The organism is Streptomyces sp. NPDC029151, assembly GCF_055564315.1.
This window is the reverse complement of sequence record NZ_JBVHWQ010000001.1, coordinates 915,761-939,676: the sequence shown is the minus strand read 5'-3', so window position 1 is coordinate 939,676 and position 23,916 is coordinate 915,761. Positions and strand designations below refer to the sequence as shown.

20 protein-coding genes are annotated in these 23,916 nt (G+C 72.7%); 10 read left to right on the top strand and 10 right to left on the bottom strand.

Features of this window, described 5'->3' with window-relative positions; all coding sequences use genetic code 11:
• Genes opcA through tkt form a run of 4 tightly spaced genes read right to left on the bottom strand, consistent with a single transcriptional unit; the run spans position 1 to position 5,781 of the window.
• Complete coding sequence (gene opcA, locus ACZ4VF_RS03595; RefSeq protein WP_467922906.1) at positions 1-927, bottom strand: glucose-6-phosphate dehydrogenase assembly protein OpcA; 927 nt, start codon at positions 925-927, stop codon at positions 1-3.
• Positions 924-2,546 (bottom strand): glucose-6-phosphate dehydrogenase, encoded by a 1,623-nt coding sequence (zwf, locus tag ACZ4VF_RS03590; protein ID WP_467922905.1) that lies wholly within the window; start codon positions 2,544-2,546, stop codon positions 924-926. Before zwf ends, opcA begins: the two co-directional genes overlap by 4 nt.
• Complete coding sequence (tal, locus tag ACZ4VF_RS03585; protein ID WP_467922904.1) at positions 2,543-3,688, bottom strand: transaldolase; 1,146 nt, start codon at positions 3,686-3,688, stop codon at positions 2,543-2,545. The genes zwf and tal overlap by 4 nt, the downstream gene beginning before the upstream one ends.
• A 17-nt stretch (positions 3,689-3,705) precedes the next feature.
• Positions 3,706-5,781: a transketolase gene (gene tkt / locus ACZ4VF_RS03580; RefSeq protein WP_467922903.1), complete on the bottom strand. Its 2,076-nt coding sequence runs from the start codon at positions 5,779-5,781 to the stop codon at positions 3,706-3,708.
• Positions 5,782-5,927: 146 nt separating this feature from the next.
• Between tkt and ACZ4VF_RS03575 the strand changes: the two genes are divergently transcribed.
• The gene (locus ACZ4VF_RS03575; protein WP_467922902.1) at positions 5,928-6,881 is read left to right on the top strand and encodes a helix-turn-helix domain-containing protein; all 954 of its coding nucleotides are present in this window, start codon (positions 5,928-5,930) and stop codon (positions 6,879-6,881) included.
• 175 nt (positions 6,882-7,056) lie between these two features.
• Here the strand turns inward: ACZ4VF_RS03575 and ACZ4VF_RS03570 are convergent, their stop codons facing one another.
• The 3 genes from ACZ4VF_RS03570 to ACZ4VF_RS03560 all read right to left on the bottom strand — a co-directional run bounded on the left by ACZ4VF_RS03570 (position 7,057) and on the right by ACZ4VF_RS03560 (position 9,942).
• On the bottom strand, positions 7,057-7,431 hold the full coding sequence (locus ACZ4VF_RS03570) for a MerR family transcriptional regulator (protein ID WP_467922900.1): 375 nt from the start codon (positions 7,429-7,431) through the stop codon (positions 7,057-7,059).
• On the bottom strand, positions 7,418-8,464 hold the full coding sequence (locus ACZ4VF_RS03565) for an NADP-dependent oxidoreductase (protein ID WP_467922899.1): 1,047 nt from the start codon (positions 8,462-8,464) through the stop codon (positions 7,418-7,420). Before ACZ4VF_RS03565 ends, ACZ4VF_RS03570 begins: the two co-directional genes overlap by 14 nt.
• A gap of 71 nt (positions 8,465-8,535) precedes the next feature.
• Positions 8,536-9,942 (bottom strand): glycoside hydrolase family 16 protein, encoded by a 1,407-nt coding sequence (locus tag ACZ4VF_RS03560; protein ID WP_467922898.1) that lies wholly within the window; start codon positions 9,940-9,942, stop codon positions 8,536-8,538.
• Positions 9,943-10,331: 389 nt separating this feature from the next.
• Between ACZ4VF_RS03560 and ACZ4VF_RS03555 the strand changes: the two genes are divergently transcribed.
• Complete coding sequence (locus tag ACZ4VF_RS03555) at positions 10,332-11,669, top strand: 6-phospho-beta-glucosidase (RefSeq protein ID WP_467922897.1); 1,338 nt, start codon at positions 10,332-10,334, stop codon at positions 11,667-11,669.
• A gap of 187 nt (positions 11,670-11,856) precedes the next feature.
• Here ACZ4VF_RS03555 and ACZ4VF_RS03550 read toward each other — a convergent pair whose 3' ends face one another.
• A complete protein-coding gene (locus ACZ4VF_RS03550) occupies positions 11,857-12,969 on the bottom strand; it encodes an ATP-grasp domain-containing protein (protein ID WP_467922896.1) in 1,113 nt (370 codons plus the stop codon).
• Positions 12,970-13,370: 401 nt separating this feature from the next.
• On the opposite strand from ACZ4VF_RS03550, the gene ACZ4VF_RS03545 reads away from it, so the two are divergent.
• Together ACZ4VF_RS03545 and ACZ4VF_RS03540 are read left to right on the top strand one after the other, a co-directional pair.
• Positions 13,371-14,276: a metallophosphoesterase family protein gene (locus tag ACZ4VF_RS03545; protein ID WP_467923762.1), complete on the top strand. Its 906-nt coding sequence runs from the start codon at positions 13,371-13,373 to the stop codon at positions 14,274-14,276.
• Positions 14,224-14,904: a 4'-phosphopantetheinyl transferase family protein gene (locus tag ACZ4VF_RS03540; RefSeq protein WP_467922895.1), complete on the top strand. Its 681-nt coding sequence runs from the start codon at positions 14,224-14,226 to the stop codon at positions 14,902-14,904. Before ACZ4VF_RS03545 ends, ACZ4VF_RS03540 begins: the two co-directional genes overlap by 53 nt.
• A gap of 343 nt (positions 14,905-15,247) precedes the next feature.
• Here the strand turns inward: ACZ4VF_RS03540 and ACZ4VF_RS03535 are convergent, their stop codons facing one another.
• Together ACZ4VF_RS03535 and ACZ4VF_RS03530 are read right to left on the bottom strand one after the other, a co-directional pair.
• A complete protein-coding gene (locus ACZ4VF_RS03535) occupies positions 15,248-15,478 on the bottom strand; it encodes a hypothetical protein (protein ID WP_467922893.1) in 231 nt (76 codons plus the stop codon).
• A gap of 178 nt (positions 15,479-15,656) precedes the next feature.
• Complete coding sequence (locus ACZ4VF_RS03530) at positions 15,657-16,313, bottom strand: helix-turn-helix domain-containing protein (RefSeq protein WP_356153646.1); 657 nt, start codon at positions 16,311-16,313, stop codon at positions 15,657-15,659.
• A 241-nt stretch (positions 16,314-16,554) separates the two neighbouring features.
• Between ACZ4VF_RS03530 and ACZ4VF_RS03525 the strand changes: the two genes are divergently transcribed.
• The 6 genes from ACZ4VF_RS03525 to ACZ4VF_RS03500 all read left to right on the top strand — a co-directional run bounded on the left by ACZ4VF_RS03525 (position 16,555) and on the right by ACZ4VF_RS03500 (position 23,863).
• The gene (locus ACZ4VF_RS03525) at positions 16,555-17,226 is read left to right on the top strand and encodes an MmyB family transcriptional regulator (protein WP_467922891.1); all 672 of its coding nucleotides are present in this window, start codon (positions 16,555-16,557) and stop codon (positions 17,224-17,226) included.
• A 663-nt stretch (positions 17,227-17,889) separates the two neighbouring features.
• On the top strand, positions 17,890-18,888 hold the full coding sequence (locus tag ACZ4VF_RS03520; protein ID WP_467922890.1) for a LacI family DNA-binding transcriptional regulator: 999 nt from the start codon (positions 17,890-17,892) through the stop codon (positions 18,886-18,888).
• A 129-nt stretch (positions 18,889-19,017) separates the two neighbouring features.
• Positions 19,018-20,370: an ABC transporter substrate-binding protein gene (locus ACZ4VF_RS03515; RefSeq protein WP_467922888.1), complete on the top strand. Its 1,353-nt coding sequence runs from the start codon at positions 19,018-19,020 to the stop codon at positions 20,368-20,370.
• Positions 20,371-20,375: 5 nt separating this feature from the next.
• Positions 20,376-21,332, top strand: a complete 957-nt coding sequence (locus ACZ4VF_RS03510; RefSeq protein WP_467922887.1) for a carbohydrate ABC transporter permease — start codon at positions 20,376-20,378, stop codon at positions 21,330-21,332.
• A complete protein-coding gene (locus ACZ4VF_RS03505; protein WP_467922886.1) occupies positions 21,329-22,204 on the top strand; it encodes a carbohydrate ABC transporter permease in 876 nt (291 codons plus the stop codon). Before ACZ4VF_RS03510 ends, ACZ4VF_RS03505 begins: the two co-directional genes overlap by 4 nt.
• A 51-nt stretch (positions 22,205-22,255) precedes the next feature.
• Entirely contained in the window at positions 22,256-23,863 is a 1,608-nt protein-coding gene (locus tag ACZ4VF_RS03500) for a glycoside hydrolase family 13 protein (protein WP_467922884.1), read from the top strand.
• The last annotated feature ends 53 nt before the right edge of the window (positions 23,864-23,916 follow it).

The window sequence follows — 23,916 nt, the reverse complement described above, 5'->3', positions numbered from 1 at the left end:
TCAGGCGTTCTCCTTGGTGCCCTCGCCCCGGAGGGCGATGGCGTACATCTCGTCGGCGTCGAGGCGGCGCAGTTCCTCGGCGATCAGTTCGGAGGTGGCACGGACCTTCAGGGCGAGGGTGCGCGGCGGCTGGCCCGGCAGGGTCAGCGTGGCCAGCGGGCCCGCGGGGCGGTCGACGACGATGTCGCCGTTCGCGGTGCCGAGGCGCACGGCCGTCACGAACGGGCCGGCGCTGTGCACCCGGTCCACCGGGACGCCCAGGCGGGCCTGGAGCCAGCGGGCGAGCAGCTCGGCGCTGGGGTTGTCGGCCTCCGCCTCGACGGCCGCCGAGGTCACCTTCACCCGGGCCTGGTCCAGGGCCGCGGCCAGCATGGACCGCCACAGGGTCAGCCGGGTCCAGGCGAGGTCGGTGTCGCCGGGCGCGTAGTTGCGCACACGGTTCTCCAGGACCTCCAGCGGCCGGTCGACGGCGTAGAGATCGGTGATCCGGCGCTGGGCGAGCGCGCCGAGCGGGTCCTTCGCGGGGGCCTCCGGCGCGTCCACCGGCCACCACACGACCACCGGGGCGTCCGGCAGCAGCAGCGGCAGGACCACCGAGTCGGCGTGGTCGGAGACCTCGCCGTAGGTGCGCAGCACGACCGTCTCGCCGGTGCCGGCCTCCGAGCCGACCCGGACCTCCGCGTCCAGCCGGGAGGCGGTGCGGTCGCGCAGGGTACGGGCGTGCCGCTTGATGACGACCAGGGTGCGCGAGGGGTGCTCGTGCGAGGCCTCCTCGGCCGCCTTGATCGAGTCGTAGGCGTTCTCCTCGTCCGTGACGATGACCATCGTCAGGACCATGCCCACGGCCGGCGTGCCGATGGCGCGGCGGCCCTGCACCAACGCCTTGTTGATCTTGCTTGCCGTGGTGTCGGTCAGGTCGATCTTCATGGCCTGCGCCAGCTCCGTCCGTCTCGTGCGAGCATCTCGTCGGCTTCCCTCGGTCCCCAGCTGCCCGACGCGTACTGCGCCGGCCTGCCGTGCGCCGCCCAGTACTCCTCGATCGGGTCGAGGATCTTCCAGGACTCTTCCACTTCCTGGTGACGGGGGAACAGGTTGGCGTCGCCCAGCAGTACGTCCAGGATGAGCCGCTCGTACGCCTCCGGGCTCGACTCGGTGAACGACTCGCCGTAGGCGAAGTCCATCGACACGTCCCGGATCTCCATCGACGTGCCCGGCACCTTCGAGCCGAAGCGGACCGTCATGCCCTCGTCCGGCTGGACGCGGACGACGATCGCGTTCTGGCCCAGCTCCTCGGTGGCGGTGGAGTCGAAGGGGGAGTGCGGGGCCCGCTTGAAGACCACCGCGATCTCGGTGACCCGTCGGCCGAGGCGCTTTCCGGTGCGCAGGTAGAAGGGGACGCCCGCCCAGCGGCGGTTGTCGATGCCCAGCTTGACCGCGGCGAAGGTGTCGGTCTTCGACTCGGGGTCGATGCCGTCCTCCTCGAGGTAGCCGACGACCTTCTCGCCGCCCTGCCAGCCCGCCGCGTACTGCCCGCGCACGGTGTGCCGGCCCAGGTCCTCCGGCAGGCGCACCGACTTCAGCACCTTCAGCTTCTCGGTGAGCAGCGCCTCCGCGTCGAACGCGATGGGCTCCTCCATGGCGGTGAGCGCCATCAGCTGGAGCAGGTGGTTCTGGATGACGTCGCGGGCGGCGCCGATGCCGTCGTAGTAGCCGGCCCGGCCGCCGATGCCGATGTCCTCGGCCATGGTGATCTGCACGTGGTCGACGTACGACCGGTTCCAGATCGGTTCGTACATCTGGTTGGCGAAGCGCAGCGCCAGGATGTTCTGGACGGTCTCCTTGCCGAGGTAGTGGTCGATGCGGAACACCTGGTCCGGCTCGAACACCTCGTGCACGATCTTGTTCAGCTCGATGGCGCTGGCCAGGTCGTGGCCGAACGGCTTCTCGATGACCGCGCGGCGCCAGGAGCCCTGCGGCGGGGCGGCCAGGCCGTGCTTCTTCAGCTGCTGCACGACCTTCGGGAAGAACTTCGGCGGCACCGAGAGGTAGAAGGCGAAGTTGCCGCCGGTGCCGCGGGAGGCGTCCAGCTCGTCGACGGCGTCCTTGAGCTGCTTGAACGCGGTGTCGTCGTCGAAGTCGCCGGGGATGAACCGCATGCCCTCGGCGAGCTGCTGCCACACCTCCTCGCGGAACGGGGTGCGGGAGTGCTCGCGGACCGCGTCGTGCACGACCTGCGCGAAGTCCTGGTCCTCCCAGTCCCGGCGGGCGAACCCGACCAGGGAGAAGCCCGGCGGCAGCAGACCGCGGTTGGCCAGGTCGTACACGGCCGGCATCAGCTTCTTGCGGGACAGGTCACCGGTCACCCCGAAGATGACCAGGCCCGACGGGCCGGCGATGCGGGGGAGCCGGCGGTCGCGGGCGTCCCGCAGCGGGTTCTCCCAGTCGGCGGCCGGACCCACCGGGACCCGCACCGCCTCGGGTGCGGACCCCTGCGGTGCGGGCGTCTCGGCGGAGGGCGCGTTGTCGGAGGGTGCGTTGTCGGTCATCGGGCGTCAGCTCCCTTGCTCTTCAGGGACGTGGCCACGGCGTCCAGCAGGTCCTGCCAGGCCGCTTCGAACTTGGCGACGCCCTCGTCCTCCAGCTGCTGGACGACCTCGCCGTAGGAGATGCCGAGCCGTTCGACGGCCGCCAGGTCGGCGCGGGCCTGCGGGTAGCCGCCGGTCACCGTGTCACCGGTGATCTCGCCGTGGTCGGCGACCGCGATCAGCGTCGCCTCCGGCATGGTGTTGACGGTGCCCGGCGCGACCAGCTCGTCCACGTACAGGGTGTCCTTGTATGCGGGGTCCTTCACCCCGGTGGACGCCCACAGCGGGCGCTGCCTGTTCGCCCCGTCACCGGCGAGCGCCAGCCAGCGGTCGGAGGCGAAGACCTCCTCGTAGGCCTCGTAGGCGAGGCGGGCGTTGGCGAGGGCCGCCCGGCCCTTGAGGGCGAGGGCCTCGTCGGTGCCGAGGGCGGTCAGCCGCTTGTCGATCTCGCTGTCGACGCGGGAGACGAAGAAGGACGCCACCGAGTGGACCGTGGCGAGGTCGACGCCCCGCTCGCGGGCCTTCTCCAGGCCGGCCAGGTACGCCGCCATGACCTCGCGGTAGCGCTCCAGCGAGAAGATCAGGGTCACGTTGACGCTGATGCCGAGGCCGACGACCTCGGTGATCGCCGGCAGGCCCGCCCGGGTCGCCGGAATCTTGATCATCACGTTGGGCCGGTCCACCAGCCAGGCCAGCTGCTTGGCCTCGGCGACGGTCGCCGCGGTGTCGTGGGCGAGGCGCGGGTCGACCTCGATGGAGACCCGGCCGTCCCGGCCGCCGGAGGTGTCGTACACCTCGCGCAGGATGTCGGCGGCGTCGCGCACGTCCGCGGTCGTCATCATCCGTACGGCCTCGTCGACCGTCACACCCCGTACGGCGAGGTCGGCCAGCTGCTCCTCGTAGCCCTCGCCGGAGCCGATGGCGGCCTGGAAGATGGACGGGTTGGTGGTGACACCGACGGCGCTTCCGCTCGCCACCAGCTCGGCGAGGCCGCCCGAGGTGATCCGCTTGCGGGACAGGTCGTCCAGCCAGATCGACACGCCCTCGTCGGCGAGGCGCTTGAGGGCTCCCGGGGTCGCGATTGCTTCGGTCACTGTGCTCATCTTTCTCTGTGTCGGTGTCAGGCGCGCGCCGCGGCGAGCGACTCGCGGGCCGCGGCGGCGACGTTCTCGGGGGTGAAGCCGAACTCGGCGAACAGGGTCTTTGCGTCGGCGGAGGCACCGAAGTGCTCCAGCGAGACGACGCGTCCCGCGTCACCGACGTAGCGGTACCAGGTCAGGGCGATCCCGGCCTCGACCGCGACCCGGGCCTTCACGGCCGGCGGCAGCACCCGCTCGCGGTACTCGCGCGGCTGCTCCTCGAACCACTCCACGGACGGCATGGACACCACCCGCGTGCCGGTCCCCTCGGCCTCCAGCAGCTCGCGCGCGGCCACGGCCAGCTGCACCTCGGAGCCCGTCGCGATGATGACCACCTCCGGGACCTGCGTCGAGGACTCGCGCAGTACGTAGCCGCCCTTGGCCGCGTCCTCGTTCGGCGCGTACACCGGCACGCCCTGGCGGGTGAGCGCGAGCCCGTGCGGGGCGGGGTGCGTGGCGTGCCTCTTCAGGATCTCGGCCCAGGCGATCGCGGTCTCGTTGGCGTCCGCCGGGCGGACGACGTTCAGACCCGGGATCGCGCGCAGCGAGGCGAGGTGCTCGACCGGCTGGTGGGTGGGGCCGTCCTCGCCGAGGCCGACGGAGTCGTGCGTCCACACGTACGTCACCGGCAGCTGCATCAGCGCCGACATCCGGACGGCGTTGCGCATGTAGTCGGAGAAGACGAGGAAGGTGCCGCCGTAGATCCGGGTGTTGCCGTGCAGGGCGATGCCGTTCATCGCCGCGGCCATGGAGAACTCGCGGATGCCGAAGTGCACGGTACGGCCGTACGGGTCGGCCTCGGGCAGCGGGTTGCCCTTCGGCAGGAAGGAGCTGGTCTTGTCGATCGTGGTGTTGTTCGAGCCGGCGAGGTCGGCGGAACCGCCCCACAGCTCCGGGAGGACCGGGCCGAGCGCCTGCAGCACCTTGCCGGAGGCGGCGCGGGTGGCGACCGACTTGCCCTCCTCGAAGACCGGGACGGCCTCCTCCCAGCCCTCGGGCAGCTCGCCCTTGGCGACGCGGTCGAAGAGCTCGGCCCGCTCGGGCCGGGCGGCACGCCACTCGGCGATCCGCTTGTCCCAGGCCGCGTGGGCCTCGGCGCCCCGGTCCAGGGCCCGCCGGGTGTGCCGGAGGACCTCGTCGGCCACTTCGAAGGACTTCTCCGGGTCGAAGCCGAGGAAGCGCTTGGTGGCGGCGATCTCCTCGGCGCCGAGCGCGGAGCCGTGGGAGGCCTCGGTGTTCCGGGCGTTCGGGGCGGGCCAGGCGATGATCGTGCGCATCGCGATGATCGACGGCCGCTCGGTCTCCGCCTGGGCGGCCCTCAGCGCCGCGTACAGCGCGTGCACGTCGACGTCGCCGTTCTCCTCCGGCTCGATGCGCTGCACGTGCCAGCCATAGGCCTCGTACCGCTTCAGCACGTCCTCGGAGAAGGCGGTCGCGGTGTCGCCCTCGATGGAGATGTGGTTGTCGTCGTAGAGGAAGACCAGGTTGCCGAGCTTCTGGTGGGCGGCCAGGGACGAGGCCTCGGCGGAGACGCCCTCCTCCAGGTCGCCGTCGGAGACGATCGCCCAGACGGTGTGGTCGAAGGGGGAGGCGCCCTCGGGGGCCTCCGGGTCGAACAGGCCGCGCTCGTACCGGGCGGCCATCGCCATGCCGACGGCGTTCGCGGCGCCCTGGCCCAGCGGGCCGGTGGTGGTCTCCACGCCGGCGGTGTGCCCGTACTCCGGGTGGCCCGGCGTCTTCGACCCGTGGGTGCGGAACGCCTTCAGGTCGTCCAGCTCCAGCTCGTACCCGGCGAGGAACAGCTGCGTGTAGAGGGTCAGCGAGGTGTGGCCGGGGGAGAGGACGAAGCGGTCACGACCGGGCCACTCGGGGTCGGCCGGGTCGTGTCGCATCACCTTCTGAAAGATCGTGTACGCGGCAGGAGCCAGACTCATCGCGGTGCCCGGGTGCCCGTTGCCCACCTTCTGCACCGCGTCGGCCGCCAGGAGTCGGGCGGTGTCCACGGCGCGCCGGTCGAGGTCGGTCCACTCGAAGCCGTCGGAAGTCTGCGTGGTCATCTTCAAGAAGTCCTCGTTCAGTACGGGATGGCTGGCCGGACGCGTTCAAACTTAAAAGTCTGACTTTTTCGAAGAAAGGTCGGGGTGTGTCAGCCTGTGGTGAATCTGGGACAGTGATCACGCGACAGGGACGGCACGAAAAGGGCATGACGGACGTAAGAGACCAAGGTGACGGCGACGGCGGCCGTGCCGTTGGTGGCGGCAGAGGCCCGGCCGAGGCTGACGGAGTCAGCGAGGCTGACGCGATCAGAACCTTCCCCTTCCCTGCCGAACTGGCCGTCGGTGGCGTCGGCATGCAGATCGGCCCCATGGGCACCGACCGCACCTGGCACGCCGACGCCCCCCTGCACCGCGTCCACCGCATCGACTTCCACGTGGTCATGCTCTTCACCGACGGCCCCGTACGGCACATGATCGACTTCGTCGAGTACCAGGCCGACGCCGGTGACCTGCTGTGGATCCGCCCCGGACAGGTCCACCGGTTCTCCCGTGAGTCCGTGTACCGCGGAACCGTCCTGACCATGCAGCCCGGCTTCCTGCCCCGAGCCACCGTCGAGGCCACCGGCCTGTACCGCTACGACCTCCCGCCGCTGCTGCACCCCGACCCGGCGCAGCTCGCCGCGCTCCGGGCGGCCCTCGGTCAACTGCGGCGCGAGTACGAGGACACCGCCACGCTCCCGACCAGCCTGCACACGGCCGTCCTGAGGCACACCCTGACCGCGGCCCTGCTGCGCCTCGCCCACCTCGCGGCCAGTTCCGCGGAGACCTCACGCGGGCACACCGACAGCACCTTCACCCGCTTCCGGGACGCCGTCGAGCAGGGTTTCGCCACCAACCACAGCGTCAGCGCCTACGCCGACGCCCTCGGTTACTCCCGTCGCACCCTGGTCCGCGCCGTCCGCGCGGCCACCGGCGAGACACCGAAGGGCTTCATCGACAAACGGGTCGTCCTGGAGGCCAAGCGCCTCCTGGCCCACACCGACCTGCCCATCGGCCGCGTCGGGGTGGCCGTGGGCTTCCCCGACGCGGCGAACTTCTCCAAGTTCTTCCACCTGCACACCGGGCAGACCCCGGTGGGGTTCCGGGCGGAGCTGCGGTAGGCCGCGCCCTCCGCGGTGACGGACCCCGCCGCCGGCGTCTCCCGCCTGCGCTTCCGGCGGCGTCCCGGCCCGCGGCCAAGAGGGCGGCTCCGGGAGACGCGGCACCGTGGACGGCGGAACGAGGTCCCGGACGGCCCTGCGCACCGCCCGTCGGCGGGAGCGGGAGGGAACCGGTCTACCGCACCGGCTCGCCGGTCAGCCAGGGCATCCGGCGGACGAGGGTGTCGCGCATCCGGGTCAGGGACTCGATGCGCTCCTGGAGTTCGGCCACCCGGCGCGCGCCCACCTCGTAGTTGGCCGCGCAGGAATCCGAGTACGCGAACACCTCCGGCAGGTCGCTGTCGAGGTAGCGGACGAAGGACTTCACGTTCTCCACCGTGAACCCGGACGCGAGCAGGTCCCGCACGTTGCGGACCCGGGTGACCGCCTCCGGCCCGTACACCCGGTACCCGGCCGCGGACCGCCCCGGATCCAGCAGGCCCTGTTCCTCGTAGTACCGCAGGGTCCGGGTCGTCGTACCCGTCACCGAGGCGAGCTCACCGATCAGCATCACAACCGCTCCCCACGCCCAGCCGCACGACGGTCTTCCCGGTGTACCGGCCGCGCACCAGGTCGGCCAGCGCGGCCGGGGCCTCGGCCAGACCGTCGATCACCGTCTCGTCGTACACGATCGAACCGTCCCGCAGCCAGCCCCGGAACCGCTCCCCGAACTCCGCCGCGACGTCCAGGTGCTCGCGGACCGTGAAGCCGCGCAGGGTCAGCCGTTTGGCGATGACGGTCATCGGATCGCCGGGACCGGGATCGGGCAGCCCCGTGGACTGCCGGTGCAGGGCCCCGCACAGGGCGATCCGGCCGTGCTCGTTCATCACCTCGATCGCGGCCCGCAGCTGCTCGCCGCCGACGTTGTCGAAGTAGACGTCGATACCGTCGGGCGCGGCCTCGCGGAGCCGGTCCAGGACGGGGCCGTCGTGGTGGTCGAAGGCCGCGTCGAAACCGAGCCGCTCGGTCAGGTGCGCGACCTTCGCCGCCGATCCGGCGCTGCCGATCACCCGCCGTGCCCCCATCAGCCGGGCGATCTGCCCGGCCAGGCCGCCGACCGCGCCGGCCGCGCTCGACACGAACACCGTGTCGCCCGGCCGGAGCCGGGCCACCTCCACGAGACCCGCATACGCGACGAGCCCGAAACCGAGGTGCAGGGACGGGACCGGATAGGCGTCCCGCTCGACCCGCCGGAACGCCCCGGCGTCGGCCACCGCGTACTCCCGCCAGCCCAGCCGGTGCACCACCAGGTCGCCCGGGGAGAGGGAGGGGTGGGCGGAGACGAGGACCTCGCCCACCGCGTCCCCGTGCATCGGCGCACCGATCTCGTAGCGGGGGAGCGGCAGCCGGGCGCCCTCCGCCATCAGCAGCAGCATGCCGGGGTCCAGGGAGAGGAACAGGTTGCGGACGAGGGCCTGGCCCGGTGCCGGGTCCGGTACGGGCACGTCGGTCAGCTCGATGTCGCCGGGCGCGGGCAGGCCCCGCGGGCGGGCGGCGAGGCGGGCCTGGAGGCCCGTACGGGAAGGGGTCGGTGTGGTCGTCATGGCGGCGACGCTAGGGGTTGACGTATGCGTGAAGGTCAACTCCCCGGCGCCGCCGCCGTTGCCGTTGCCGCTCAGTGACCAAAGTCGAACCAGTTCACGTTCACGAAGTCGGCCGGCTGGCCGCTGGTGAAGGTGAGGTAGACGTCGTGCGTGCCGGTCACGGCGCCGATGTTGGCCGGGATCGTCCGCCAGGACTGCCAGCCGCCGGTGTTGCCCACGGCGAAGCTGCCGACGGGCGCGTTGGTACGGCTGTCGAGGCGCACCTCGACCAGGCCGCTGACCCCGTTCGCCGCGCCGCTCGCGACCCGGGCGTAGAACTGCCTGGCCGCCGTGGAACCGAAGGCGACGCCCTTGTACAGGGCCCAGTCGCCGTTCGCGAGGGAGCCGATGTCCTGCCCGCCGCCGGTGTCCGTGGTTGTCTCCGCCACGACGCCGGACTGGCCGTCGTAGGACTCGGCCTGGATGGCGCTGTAGGCGTCCCGGTTGCCGGACGGCGGGGGAGTGGTGGTGCCGCCGGAGGACTGCAGGACCTGTACGTAGTCGACGGTCATCGGGTGGCCGGGCTCGGTGCCGGCGTCCGGGCCGCCGCCGAACGCGTCGGGGAAGCCGCCGCCCATCGCGACGTTCAGGATCAGGAAGTAGCCGTGGTTCGTGGCGTTGGCCCAGGTGGTCGCGTCGACCTGGTTCGCCCGCACGGTGTGGAAGTTGACACCGTCGAGGGAGAAGCGGATCTCCTCGGGGCTGGTCGAGCGGTCCCACTCCATCGCGTAGGTGTGGAAGCCGGCCTGGCAGGTGGTGCCGGTGCAGGAGGTGGAGTTGCCGATGCCGGAGGTCTCGTTGCAGGGGCCGCCCGGGTTGGTGCCGCAGTGCATGGTGGCCCAGTCGGTGTTCAGGCCCTGGACGTTCTCCATGATGTCCAGCTCGCCGACGCCCGGCCAGTTCCAGTAGTTGCCGCGGAACGGCGCGCCGAGCATCCAGAACGCCGGCCAGTAGCCCTTCGCCGCCGCGCCGGTGACGTCGGGCATCTGGATCCGCGCCTGCACGCGCAGCTTTCCGCCCGCCGGGGGCTGGAAGTCGGTGCGGGTGGTCTCGATCCGGCCGGAGGTCCAGTGGCCGGAGGAGTCGCGGCGCGGGGTGATGAGCAGGTTGCCGTTGCCGTCCAGGGAGACGTTGCTCGTGCTCGACGTCATCGTCTCGACCTCGCCGGTGCCCCAGTTGGCGGCCCCGCCGGGGTACGACGTCCCCGTGTCGTACTGCCAGTTCGCGGTGTTCACACCGGAGCCGGCCGCGCCGTTGAAGTCGTCCGCGAAGACCTGCGTCCAGCCCGGGGGCGGGGTGGGCGCGGAGGCGTCGGCGGGCGCGGTGGCGGCCGTGGCGAGGGCCGCCGCGAGGCCGAGGGCGGCGGCGACGGCGCCGAACGCGCGGCGCAGCGGGCGGTGCGACGGGCGGGGTCTGGGGATGCCGGAGGGTGCGCTCATGGGGAGCCTCTCGGGTACGGGAGGTGTGCGGGGAGGCTGTGAGAGCGCTCCCATGATGTGCTGAGAGCGCTCTCAACAGTGCCGCCAATGTGCTCCCCGCCCCGGTGACCGTCAACCCTTGAAACAAGGAAACTCCGTGTGGGAACGCGGAGTTCAGACGGTGAAGCCGCCCGTATCCGCTCAGACCGCGCGCTCCGGCGGGCGTCCGTCACGGGGATGAGGACGGGGGCGGTGGAGTGCGGGTGCGGGTGCGGGTGCGGGGGGCGGGGGCGGCCGGCGGTTGTGCGCTGTGCGGGCGCCGGGGCCCGTCGGCGTGTGGACGCCGTGCCGGCGCGCCGTGCCCGGCGCGGGTCTGCTACTAGGGTGCAGGCGTGGAGAAAGGTGCGGGCGTGAGGCTGACGATTCTGGGCGGCGGCGGATTCCGGGTTCCCCTGGTGTACGGCGCGCTGTTGACCGACCGTGCCGAGGGGCGGGTCACCGAGGTGGTGCTGCACGACCTGGACGAGCGCCGGCTGCGTGCGGTGAGCCGGGTCCTGGCCGAGCAGGCCGCCGGGATCCCCGACGCGCCCACGGTGACCGCCACCACCGACCTGGACGAGGCCCTGCGCGGCGCCGGCTTCGTCTTCTCCGCGATCCGGGTCGGCGGCCTGGCGGGAAGGGCGGAGGACGAACGGGTCGCGCTCGCGGAGGGGGTGCTGGGCCAGGAGACCGTCGGCGCCGGCGGGATCGCCTACGGGCTGCGCACCGTCCCCGTCGCCGTCGACATCGCCCGGCGCGTGGCCCGCCTCGCCCCGGACGCCTGGGTCATCAACTTCACCAACCCGGCAGGCCTGGTCACCGAGGCCATGTCCCGACACCTGGGCGACCGCGTCATCGGGATCTGCGACTCTCCGGTGGGCCTGGGCCGCCGGATCGCCCGCGTCCTCGGCGCCGACCCGAACGAGGCCTTCGTCGACTACGTCGGCCTCAACCACCTCGGCTGGGTGCGCGGCCTCCGGGTCGCCGGACGTGACGAACTGCCGCGCCTGCTGGGCGACCCCGCGCTGCTCGGCTCCTTCGAGGAGGGCAGGCTGTTCGGCGCCGACTGGCTGCGCTCCCTCGGCGCGATCCCCAACGAGTACCTGCACTACTACTACTTCAACCGGGAGACCGTCCGCGCCTACCAGGAGGCCGAGCGGACCCGGGGCGCCTTCCTGCGCGACCAGCAGGCCCGGTTCTACGAGGAGGCGGCCGACCCCGGCCGCTCCGCCCTGCGCGCCTGGGACCGCACCCGCGCCGAGCGCGAGGCCACGTACATGGCCGAGAACCGGGAGAGTGCCGGCGCGGGCGAACGCGAGGCCGAGGACCTGTCCGGCGGGTACGAGAAGGTCGCCCTGGCGTTGATGCGGGCCATCGCCCGCGACGAGCGTGCCACCCTGATCCTCAACGTCCGCAACCGCTCCACCCTGCCCGTCCTGGACGCCGAGGCGGTCGTCGAGGTCCCGTGCCTGGTCGACGCGGGCGGCGCCCACCCGCTCGCCGCCGACCCGCTGCCCGCGCACGCCACCGGCCTGGTGTGCTCGGTCAAGGCCGTCGAGCGCGAGGTGCTGGCCGCCGCCGAGTCCGGTTCCCGGACGACCGCCGTGAAGGCCTTCGCCCTGCATCCGCTGGTCGACTCGGTCACGGTGGCCCGTCGGCTGGTCGAGCGTTACACCGAGGTCCACCCGGGCCTGGCGTACCTGGGATGAGGACGGAGGACCGACCCGTACGAGCCGCGCGAGGTGCCGCGGGGCGGCCCGTCCGACAGGACGGGTCCGTACCGCCGGACGGGGACGCCGCGCAGGGGGCGGGACTCCGGCCGATGCGCGGATCCGCCGCACGACCGCGAGCCACCACACGCTGGCGGCCACGGCTGACCCGCGCCCGGCGCGGCACCTAGAGCGGCAGCACCTGGGCCGCCTGCACAGGCGCCGGCACGGCCGGCAGCAGAACGCCGGGCGACTCCCCCCGCTGCCGCGGAAGCGGCGCGGGCGAGAGCGGGCGCGGCCCCGACACCACCGTGTAGTCCTGGCCCAGGAACGGCGGCTCGATCACCCCGGGGTCCTCGCCCAGTGCCAGCCGCACCGCCGCCCACGGGGCGTTCACCCCGCAGAGCGACAGCTGGTGCAGCCCGCCCGCGGGCCTCGTGTTGACGTCCAGCAGCACCGGGCGGTCGCCGAGCATGCGGAACTGGATGTTGGACAGGTGGTGCAGGCCGAAGCCCTCCGCGATCAGACGGGCCGGCGCCAGCCACCGCTCGTCCAGGGTGAAGCCCCGTCGGCGGCCGTTCTTGGTGCGGCCCACCGCGAGCCGTACCCGGTTGTCCGTCCCGGTCAGGCAGTCGACGGACACCTCCGGCTGCTCCAGCCGGGGCATCACCAGCCAGTCCACGGGCGCCTCGGCCCGCCGCAGCGCGTCGAGGACCAGGTCCAGCTGGACGTGGGGGCCCGGGAAGCCGGTCAGGTGCGTGAGCGAGAAGGGGGACCGGGTGATCACCCGGAAGCCCACCCCGCCCGCACCGGCGGCGGGCTTGAAGCACGCCCGGTGGCCGCCATCCTCCAACTCCTCGACGGCCGCCAGGAGTTCGTCCGCCGTCCGGACCCGGTGCCACGGCGGGACGGGAACGCCCACCGAACGCACCGCCTCGTACGCGGTCGCCTTGTCCTCGAAGACGGCGACAGCCTGGGGCGTCGGCGCCAGCAGCGCCGTACCGGCCGCCGCGAAGTCGGCGCGGTGCGCCACGATCGCGGCCTGGTGCAGCCGGGGCACGAACACGTCGATGCCGCGCCGGACGCACTGGTCGAGGGCGTACTCGACGTACGCGGCCGGGGACAGGCCCTCCGGCTCCAGGTCGGCGGTGTCGGCGGCGGCCAGCACGGGCGAGTCGGGGTCGCCGTGCGTGGCGTGGATCTCGACCGCGCGATCGCTGGGATTCCTCCGCAGCTGATCCATGAAGAACACGTTCTCCGCGTACGTGCGGTTGAGCCAGACGCGTACGCGAGAGAGCATGCAGGCCGCCTTTCGGGGGTGTGCGGGCAGGGCGGAGCGGCCCGTGCCCGGGCAGGTGGGAGGAAGGGTCACCAAACGGCCCCGCCGGAAGGGGAGTTGAGGGCGCTGGTGTCGGGGCGATCATACGGCTTTCCCGAGGTCCCTCGTGCAACGCGAGTGTTACGGTTTTCCGGCCCCGCCGATCACGGACATGGCCGCGGTCCGGGCAAGGCCATGGACGAAGCCGTCGGCGAGGTCGTGCACGCGGCCGTCGCCCGGCGGGGGCGTCGCGGGACGGCCCGGCAGCCCGTGCCGGTCCGCCGGACGCTGACACGACGCTGACACGCGGACAGGATCCCCTTGTCCCGGGACCGGTCGATGTGTTCTCGTTGTGTCATCGGATGATCGGAAGGGGTGCGCGGGTGGAGTCGACGGCCGGGGCCGGACAGCTGCTGGCCATCAGCGACCTGCACATCAGCTATCCCGACAACCGCGCGCTGATCGAGGGCATGCGTCCGCAGAGCGACGAGGACTGGCTGATCGTGGCCGGTGACGTGGCGGAGACCGTGGCCGACGTCCGCTGGGCCCTCGGCACGCTCGCGAGCCGCTTCCGCAAGGTGCTGTGGGCACCGGGCAACCACGAGCTGTGGACCCACCCGAGCGACCCGGTCACCCTGCGCGGTGTCGCCCGCTACGAGCACCTCGTCGAGGTCTGCCGCGAGCTGGGCGTCGTCACCCCCGAGGACCCCTACCCGGTGTGGCACGGCCCCGGCGGCCCGGTCGCCGTCGCCCCGCTCTTCCTGCTGTACGACTACTCGTACCTGCCGGCCGGCTCCACCACCAAGGCGGAGGGCCTGGCCTACGCGGAGAGCACGGGCATCGTCTGCAACGACGAGTACCTGCTGCACCCCGACCCCTACCCGACGCGTGAGGCCTGGTGCCGGGCGCGGGTCGCCGAGACCGAGCGCAGGCTCGCCGAGCTGCCCGCGGACCTGCCGACGGTGCTGGCCGGCCACTGGCCGCTGCACCGGCACCCCACCGAGGTCCTGTGGCACCCCGAGTTCGCCATGTGGTGCGGCACCACGCTGACCGCCGACTGGCACCTGCGGTTCCGCGTCGCCACCATGGTCTACGGCCATCTGCACATCCCCCGCACCACCTGGCAAGACGGAGTCCGCTTCCTGGAGGCCTCCGTCGGATACCCGCGCGAGTGGCGCAAGCGCCCGGACCCCCCGGGGAGGCTGCGCCGCGTTCTGCCGATGGAGGTCGAAGCAGGTGATCGAGGAGCTGCTCCCGGAGTCGGTCGTGGCCGTGGAGGCACGGGCTGACGATCCGCTGTGGGAGACCCCGCTCTACCCGGCGGAGGAGGCGCTGGTCGCCCGCTCGGTGGAGAAGCGGCGGCGTGAGTTCGCGGCCGTGCGCGGGTGTGCCCGGCGCGCGATGGAGAAGCTCGGCGTGCCGCCGCAGCCGGTGCTCAGCGGCGAGCGGGGAGCTCCGCGCTGGCCCGACGGGCTCGTCGGCAGCATGACCCACTGCGACGGGTACTGCGCCGCCGCGCTGGTCCGCGCCGCCGACCTCGTCTCCCTCGGTATCGACGCCGAACCGCACGGGCCGCTGCCGGAGGGCGTCGGCGCCACGGTCTTCCTGCCCGCCGAGGCGACCCGGCTCGACGGGCTGGCCGCGCGCTGGCCCGCCGTGCACTGGGACCGCCTGCTGTTCAGCGCCAAGGAGTCCGTCTACAAGGCGTGGTTCCCCCTCACCCGCAAGTGGCTGGACTTCTCCGAGGCCGACATCACCCTGCGTCCGGACGCGGACGGCGACCAGTACGGCACCCTGCAGGCCGAACTCCTCGTCCCCGGTCCCGTGATCGATGGCCACCGCCTCCAGACCTTCGAGGGCCGCTGGGCGGTACGGGAGGGCGTGGTGGCCACGTCGGTGGTCATACCCCACACCTGACCGACCAGCCCCGCCCCGGCACCGCCTGCCGGCACCACCGCCTCCGCCCCGGCACCGCATCACCGGCGCACCCGGGCCGGCGGCCTGGCCCGCCCCGGGCAGCACTCACCCGGGCGTTCCGGGACGGGTGCGTCCCCGGGACGCGGGGCGGGTGTGTCCGGGGCGCGGTGGGCGGGGTCCGGCGCCGGTGTGTCTCCGGGACACGCGCGGGGCCGGCACGCCCCGGGACGGAGCCGGGGCGGGGTGTCCGCGCCGGACGCGGACAAGGCCGGTGCGGTCCCGGAGCGGGATCAGGGCGGACGTGTCGGCGGGCCGGGGCGGCGGTGCCGGACCCGCCGGAGCCTCACGCCGGCGGGGGGCACCAGTCGCGAAGGAGCCGGAAGAACGCCTCCTCGTTGCCCGCCAGGCCCGCGCGGGCCAGGGCCCGTTCCGCCTCGGCGAGGACGGTGGGCGGGACGACGGCGGGGCGCGCCTCGTGCGGTGGCCCGTCGAAGGCGGCCCGCACCGTGTGCAGCAGCCGCAGGTAGGCCTGGACGGCGGTACGCTCACGGTCGGTCAGTACGGCGGTGGGCATCGGTCGGCTCTCCCCGAGTAGGCGTCACGGTCACGCGCCCTGCGGCGCACACCCCCCAGCTTGCCGCCCACCACTGACAACGCCGTCTGGCTCCGCGACCGTTAGCCCGCTTAGCCGAGGCGGAAACGTTCCGGAACCGTCCGCCCCGGAACCGACCGGCCCCGTGCCGGCCCCCGCGTCACGACTCGGGCCGCTTCACGCTCTCCAGGAGCATGTCCAGCCATTCGGCGACCTTGTCCCGGTGCTGGTCCGTGGGCAACTGCGCGGCCCGCCAGGCGATTCCGCGCACGCCGTGGTCCTGCAGCAGCCGCTCCAGCGGATCCTCCGCGGTCTCGGCGGCGGCCCGCTCCCGGTCCGCGAGCTTCTGCAGCAACTCCTGCTCGGTCCGCTGCAGCGCACCCGCCAGCGCCTCGGGGTCCTCCGCAGTGAGGAACCCGGCGTGCACCCGGAAGAACCGCTGCAACGCGTCGCAGTGCTCCATGGTGGGCCGCCGGTCGCCGTTGATCAGGGCGCCGGCCTGCTGGCGGGACATGCCCGCCCCGTCGGCGATCTCCTGCTGGGTGTACTTGCGGCCGTTCGGTTTCAGCCGGGTGCGGCGCAGCAGGTCCAGGCGCTGCAGGAAGCGGGCCTGGACGTCCGGCTCGCCCGCGGGCCGACCGCTCAGCAGGGCTCTGACCACCGGCTCCGGCACCCCGCAGGCGGTGGAGAGCCGCCCGACGTCGAAGACCTCGGCGTGCGGCACACCGAGGCGGTCGGCGAGCGCGGTGACGCGGGCGACGACGGCCGGCAGCTGGGCGGTCGCCGAGGCGCCCGGATCCTCGTAGCCATCCGTCACCGACAGAACTCCTACGTCTCTAGAGGGCTTCAGATGCGGCCGTGCTTCTCACGAGCGATCGCCGTGAACTTCCCGGAGAGTAGCCGGTGTCTCGAACTCACATCCAGGTGTCGCCACAACTGTGGCGAATTTCAGCCGTCAACCGGCATGAAATGCCACGATAGTTGACACGCCTCTTGCCGGGGCAGCAGGATCGCATCGCCGCGAGAAAGGCCGCAGAGGCAAGAGGGGTGACCTCCCGATGGCACATCAGGCAGGAGGGCAGCGGCCGGCACCGCGGCCCGTCCCCGAGACCTGCGAGACCCAGGCTTACCTTCAGGACTACGGAGCGCTGCTGGAGTACCTCGCCTGTCCGTCGCTGGTCGTGGACCGCCACTGGAACGTGGTCATGGCCAACAGCGCGTTCGAGACACTTTTCCGGGGCGTGCGCCCCCATCCGACGGCCATGCCGGGCGATAACTTCCTCAGGTTCGTCCTGTTCCACCCCGACGCGGGTGAGATCCTCGGCGAGCACGAGCCCGGCTGGTGCCTGCCCATGCTGGCCCAGGTCCGGTCCGCCCTGGAGACGCACGCCCACGACCACGAACTCCAGGCGCTGCGCCGGGAAATCGCCCAGGACCCGATCATGGAGGCCGCCTACCGGCAGGGCCTGCCGCACTGGATCCGGGCCGTCGGCGAGGCCGCGACCCGTCTCGACGGCGCCGTGCGCCTCCTGCACCACCCGGACCCGCGCCGCGGGCGCACCGAGTGCCGCATCGTGGAGGAGACGTCGCAGCCCTTGCTGGAGCTGGGCTACCGGCGTCTGACGATGATCCTGCGCGACCCCCGCCGGTCGGCCGCCCCGGTGCGCCGGCAGCGCCGCCCGCGGGGCGCGGCCTCCCACCTGACGGTCGTCCCGTCCCCCGGGAACTGACCCGGCACCGTCGGCGTTCAGGTCGCCGACGGCGCCGGGCAGGCTCACCGGCCGCCCCCCTTCAGCCGGCCCGCCCCCGGCCCTCAGCCGGTCCGCCCCGGGCCTTCAGCCGGTTCGCCCCGGGCCTTCAGTCGGTTCGCCCCGGGCCTTCAGTCGGTTCGCCCCGGGCCTTCAGTCGGTTCGCCCCGGGCCTTCAGCGGGTTCGCCGCCAGCCGTTAGTCGCCCCGCCCCCGGCCCTCAGTCGCCCCGCCCCCGGCCCTCAGTCGCCCCGCCCCGGGCCTTCAGCCGGTCCGCCCCCGGCCGTCAGCCGGTCCGCCCCCGGCCGTCAGCCGCCCCGCCCCCGGCCGTCAGCCGCCCCGCCCCCGGCCGTCAGCCGGGCCGCCCCCGGCCGTCAGCCGGGCCGCCCCCGGCCGTCAGTCGCCCCGCCCCCGGCCGTCAGCCGGGCCGCCCCCGGCCGTCAGTCGCCCCGCCCCCGGCCGTCAGCCGGGCCGCCCCCGGCCCTCACTCGGTCCGCCCCCGCCTCCCAGTCGCCCTGCCCCCCCCACCCACTGCCCCCCACCCACTGCCCCCCACCCACTGCCCCCCACCCACCTGACACGCTCCTCCGGCGCCCCGCTCCTCCGTACGCAAGTCACTTGCATGGCTTGCGCTACGCTTGCGCGCATGACGCGACGACTTGCGGAAGTGGCGAAGAAGGTCGGGGTCAGCGAGGCCACCGTCAGCCGGGTGCTCAACGGCAAGCCCGGGGTCTCCGAAGCCACCCGGCAGGCGGTGCTCACCGCCCTCGACGTCCTCGGCTACGAGCGCCCGACCCAGCTGCGTGGTGAACGCGCCCGGCTGGTCGGCCTCGTCCTGCCCGAGCTGCAAAACCCCATCTTCCCGGCGTTCGCCGAGGTCATCGGCGGTGCCCTCGCCCAGCTGGGGCTGACCCCGGTGCTGTGCACGCAGACCAAGGGCGGGGTGTCGGAAGCGGACTACGTCGAGCTGCTGCTCCAGCAGCAGGTCTCCGGGGTCGTGTTCGCGGGCGGTCTGTACGCCCAGGCCGACGCGCCGCACGACCACTACCGGCTGCTGGCCGAGCGGAACATCCCGGTGGTGCTGGTCAACGCGGCCATCGAGGACCTCGGCTTCCCCGGGGTATCCTGCGACGACGCCGTGGCCGTCGAACAGGCCTGGCGGCACCTGGCCTCCCTCGGCCACGAGCGCATCGGCCTGGTGCTCGGCCCCGGCGACCACGTGCCCTCGGCCCGCAAACTGGCCGCCGCCCGGGCGATCGCCGGCGACCTGCCGGACGAGTTCGTCGCGCGCGCCATCTTCTCCCTCGAAGGCGGTCACGCCGCCGCCTCCCGGCTGATCGACCGGGGTGTCACCGGCATCGTCTGCGCCTCCGACCCGCTGGCGCTCGGCGCCGTACGGGCCGCGCGCCGCAAGGGATACGACGTCCCGGGCCGGATCTCGGTCGTCGGCTACGACGACTCGGCGTTCATGAACTGCACCGAGCCCCCGCTGACCACCGTCCGCCAGCCCATCGAGGCCATGGGGCGCGCGGCCGTGGAGCTGCTCAACGCGCGGATCGGCGGCACCGCCGTACCCGCCGAGGAGCTGCTGTTCGAACCCGAGCTGGTGGTGCGCGGCTCGACCGGGCAAGCCCCGCGCGGCTGACTTCCGGAAGATCCAGCCAACTGTCCAGTAATTGCAGATTCTGCGCGACATCTTGCGGACCGTTGTCGGCGGTGCTTGAGTGTGCGGCGCCCACCGCTGCTGCCCACGAGTGCCATGAGGGGTCCACCGATGAGAAGCACCGGGTTCCGCCGTACCGTCGTCGCGATCGGCGTCTGTTCCTCGCTCGCCCTCGCCGCCACCGCCTGCGGGTCCGGTGACGGCGGCTCGGCGGCCGGCAGGACGCGCATCACCGTCAACTGCGAGCCGCCGAAGAGCGCCCGAGTGGACCGCGCCTTCTTCGAGGAGGACGTCGCCGCGTTCGAGGACGCCCACCCGGACATCGACGTCGTCGCGCACGACGCCTTCCCCTGCCAGGACCCCAAGACCTTCGACGCCAAGCTCGCCGGCGGCCAGATGGAGGACGTCTTCTACACGTACTTCACCGACGCGCGGCACGTCGTCGACATCCACCAGGCCGCCGACCTCACCCCGTACCTCAAGGAACTGAGGCACTACGACAGCATCCAGAAGCAGTTGCGGGACATCTACACCGTGGACGGCAAGGTCTACGGCATCCCGCGCACCGGCTACTCCATGGGGCTGATCTACAACCGCGCCCTCTTCCGGAAGGCCGGCCTGGACCCCGACAGGCCGCCCGCCACCTGGGAGGAGGTCCGCGCCGCCGCGAAGAGGATCGCCGCCCTCGGCGACGGCACCGTGGGCTACGCCGACTACAGCGCGCAGAACCAGGGCGGCTGGCACTTCACCGCCGAGCTGTACTCCCAGGGCGGCGACGTCGTCAGCGCGGACGGCGAGAAGGCCACCATCGACACCCCCGAGGGCCACGCCGTCCTGCGGAACCTGCACGACATGCGGTGGACCGACGACTCGATGGGCAGCAAGCAGCTCCTCGTCATCAACGACGTGCAGCAGATGATGGGTTCGGGCAGGCTCGGCATGTACCTCGCCGCCCCCGACAACATCCCGATCCTGGTCAAGGAGAAGGGCGGCAGCTACAAGGACCTCGCCCTGGCCCCCATGCCGGGCGGCGAGGGCACCCTCATCGGCGGCGACGGCTACATGTTCGCCCGGCACGACACGCCCGCCCAGATCCGCGCCGGCCTCAAGTGGCTCGACCACATGTTCCTCACCCCCGGCAAGGGCTTCCTCGGCGACTACGCGCGCGCCAGGAAGCACGACGCCCCCGTCGGCCTGCCCGAGCCGCGCCTGTTCACCGGCGCCGCCGACGCCACCGACCAGCGGGCCAAGAAAGCCAACGCCAACGTCCCGGTGGGGAACTACCAGGCGTTCCTCGACGGCAACCACAGGCTGCGGCTGAGGATCGAGCCACCGCACGCCCAGCAGATCTACTCCGTCCTCGACTCCGTCGTCTCCGCAGTCCTGACCGAGGAGGACGCCGACATCGACCGGCTCCTCGAGGAGGCGTCCGGGAAGATCGACGGCATTCTGGCCCGGAGCTGACCGCCATGACGAAGACGGCCGAACGACGGCCCCCGGCGCGGGCCACCGCCCATCCGGCCCCGGCGCCGCCACGCGCGGCGGAGCGCGGGCGCCGCCGCCTGATCGACCAGGCCCGGGCCTACGGCTTCCTCCTCGGCGGCCTGGTCTGCTTCGCCCTGTTCTCCTGGTACCCGGCGATCCGCGCGGTCGTCATCGCCTTCCAGACGTACACCCCGGGCTCCCCGCCCGAGTGGGCCGGCACCGCCAACTTCACCCGGGTCCTGCACGACCCCGAGTTCGCCGCCGCCTGGCGCAACACCCTCACCTTCACCCTGCTGGCCCTGCTCATCGGCTTCGCGATCCCCTTCGTCCTCGCCCTCGTCCTCAACGAACTGCGGCACGCCAAGGCCTTCTTCCGGGTCGTGGTCTACCTGCCGGTGATGATCCCGCCGGTGGTCAGCGCCCTGCTGTGGAAGTGGTTCTACGACCCCGGGGCCGGCCTCGCCAACGAGACGCTGCGCTTCCTGCACCTGCCCACCTCCACCTGGTCCAACGGCACCGACACCGCCCTGGTCTCGCTGGTCGTCGTCGCCACCTGGGCCACCATGGGCGGCACCGTCCTCATCTACCTGGCCGCGCTCCAGTCCATCCCCGGCGAGCTGTACGAGGCCGCCGAACTGGACGGCGCGAACCTCCTCCAGCGCGTCCGGCACGTCACGGTCCCGCAGACCCGGTTCGTGATCCTGATGCTGATGCTCCTCCAGATCATCGCCACCATGCAGGTGTTCACCGAGCCGTTCGTCATCACCGGCGGCGGCCCCGAGAACGCCACCGTCACCGTCCTCTACCTCATCTACAAGTACGCCTTCCTCTACAACGACTTCGGCGGCGCCTGCGCCCTCAGCGTGATGCTCCTGCTGCTGCTCGGCGCCTTCTCCGCCCTCTATCTGCGGCTCACCCGCGGTGAGGAGGCCACCGCGTGAGCACCCGCACCCTGGTCTCCCCGGCCGCCCTCGCTCGCCCACGCGGGAAGGCCGTCTACTGGACGGTGTTCACGGCCGTCCTCGTCCTCTTCGCGCTCGCGTTCCTCTTCCCCGTGTACTGGATGGTGACCGGCGCGCTGAAGTCCCCGGACGAGGTGGCCCGCACCCCGCCGACGCTCGTGCCCGAGCACTGGCACGCCGGCGCCTACACCGACGCCTGGGACCTCATGCAGCTCCCGCGGCACCTGGAGAACACGCTCGTCCAGGCGGCCGGCGCCTGGGCCTTCCAGCTGGTGCTCTGCACGGCCGCCGCCTACTCCCTGTCCCAGCTGAGACCGGCCTTCGGCAAGGTGGTCCTCGGCGGCATCCTCGCCACCCTCATGGTGCCGGCGCAGGCCCTGGTCGTCCCCAAGTACCTGACCGTCGCCGACCTGCCCCTGATCCACACCAGCCTGCTCAACGACCCCCTCGCGGTCTGGCTCCCGGCGGCCGCCAACGCCTTCAACCTCTACCTGCTCAAACGGTTCTTCGACCAGCTGCCGCGCGAGGTGCTGGAGGCCGCCGAGATCGACGGCGCCGGCCGGCTCCGGACCCTGTGGTCCGTCGTGCTGCCCATGTCCCGACCGGTGCTCGGCGTGGTGTCGATCTTCGCGCTGGTCGCCGTCTGGCAGGACTTCCTGTGGCCGCTGATGGTCTTCTCCGACACCGCGAAACAGCCGATCAGCGTGGCCCTGGTCCAGCTGTCGCAGAACATCCAGCTCACCGTGCTCATCGCCGCGATGGTGATCGCCAGCATTCCGATGGTGGCGCTGTTCCTCGTCTTCCAGCGGCACGTCATCGCCGGGATCAGCGCGGGCAGCACCAAGGGCTGACACCGCGCGCCCCCTCCGAAGAGCCGCCCCCTCCACAGAAAGGCAAGCTCAGTGGGACAGCCCAGCCATGCCCGCACCGATGCCGACTGGTGGCGCTCGGCCGTCATCTACCAGGTGTACGTCCGCAGCTTCGCGGACGGCGACGGCGACGGCACCGGCGACCTCGCGGGCGTCCGCGCCCGGCTGCCGTACCTCGCCGAACTCGGCGTGGACGCCCTGTGGTTCACGCCGTGGTACGTGTCGCCGCTGAAGGACGGCGGGTACGACGTCGCCGACTACCGGGCCGTCGATCCGGCCTTCGGCACCCTCGCCGAGGCGGAGAAACTCATCGCCGAGGCCGCCCAGCTGGGCATCCGCACCCTCGTCGACATCGTGCCCAACCACGTCTCCGACCAGCACCCCTGGTTCCGGGCCGCGCTGGCCGCCGGCCCCGGCAGCCCCGAGCGCGAGCTGTTCCACTTCCGCCGGGGACGCGGCCCGCACGGTGAACTCCCGCCGAACGACTGGCCGTCCCAGTTCGCCGGCTCCACCGAACCGGTGTGGACCCGCCTGCCCGACGGCGACTGGTACCTGCACCTGTTCACCCCCGAGCAGCCCGACCTCAACTGGGCGCACCCCGCCGTCCGCCTGGAGCACGAGGACATCCTCCGCTTCTGGCTGGAGCGGGGCGTGGCCGGCGTCCGCATCGACTCGGCCGCCCTGCTCGCCAAGGACCCGGCCCTCCCCGACCTCGCCGCCCGCCCGGAGCCGCACCCCTTCCTCGACCGCGACGAACTCCACGACATCTACCGCTCCTGGCGTCGGGTGGCCGACGAGTACGGCGGCGTCTTCGTCGGCGAGGTCTGGCTCCCCGACCCCGAACGCTTCGCCCGCTACCTGCGCCCCGGCGAACTCCACACCGCCTTCAACTTCTCCTTCCTGTCCTGCCCCTGGGACGCCGGCCGGCTGCGCGCCTCCATCGACACCACCCTCGCCGAGCACGCCCCCGTCGGCGCCCCCGCCACCTGGGTGCTGTGCAACCACGACGTCACCCGCACCGTCACCCGGTACGGCCGCGAGGACACCGCCTTCGACTTCGCCACCAAGGCCTTCGGCACCCCGACGGACCTCGCGCTCGGCACCCGGCGCGCCCGGGCCGCCGCCCTGCTGTCCCTCGCGCTGCCCGGCTCGGTCTACCTCTACCAGGGGGAGGAACTGGGCCTGCCGGAGGCCGACATCCCGGCCGACCGCGTCCAGGACCCGATGTACTTCCGCTCGGGCGGCGCCGCCCCCGGCCGCGACGGCTGCCGGGTGCCGCTTCCCTGGGCCGCCGGCCTGCCGCACGCGGGCTTCGGCTCGCGGGAGGAGCCGTGGCTGCCGCAGCCGGCCGGCTGGGCGTCGTACGCCGCCGACCGGCAGCAGCGCGACCCCGGCTCCATGCTCTCCCTGTACCGCACGGCCATCGCCCTGCGCCCACGGTTCGGCGACGGCCCGCTGACCTGGCTGCCCGCCCCCGACGGCGTGCTCGCCTTCTCCCGCGCGGACGGCGTGCTGTGCGTGGTCAACCTCGCGGACACGCCCGCCGACCTCCCCGCCCACGCCCGGCTCCTGCTCGGCAGCGGCCCGCTGGACGGCGGGGGCCGACTGCCGCGGGACACGGCGGTCTGGCTGCACACCTGAACCGCACCCGTACGCACCCCGCTGTCCCGCACACCCCCACCACGAAGGGATCA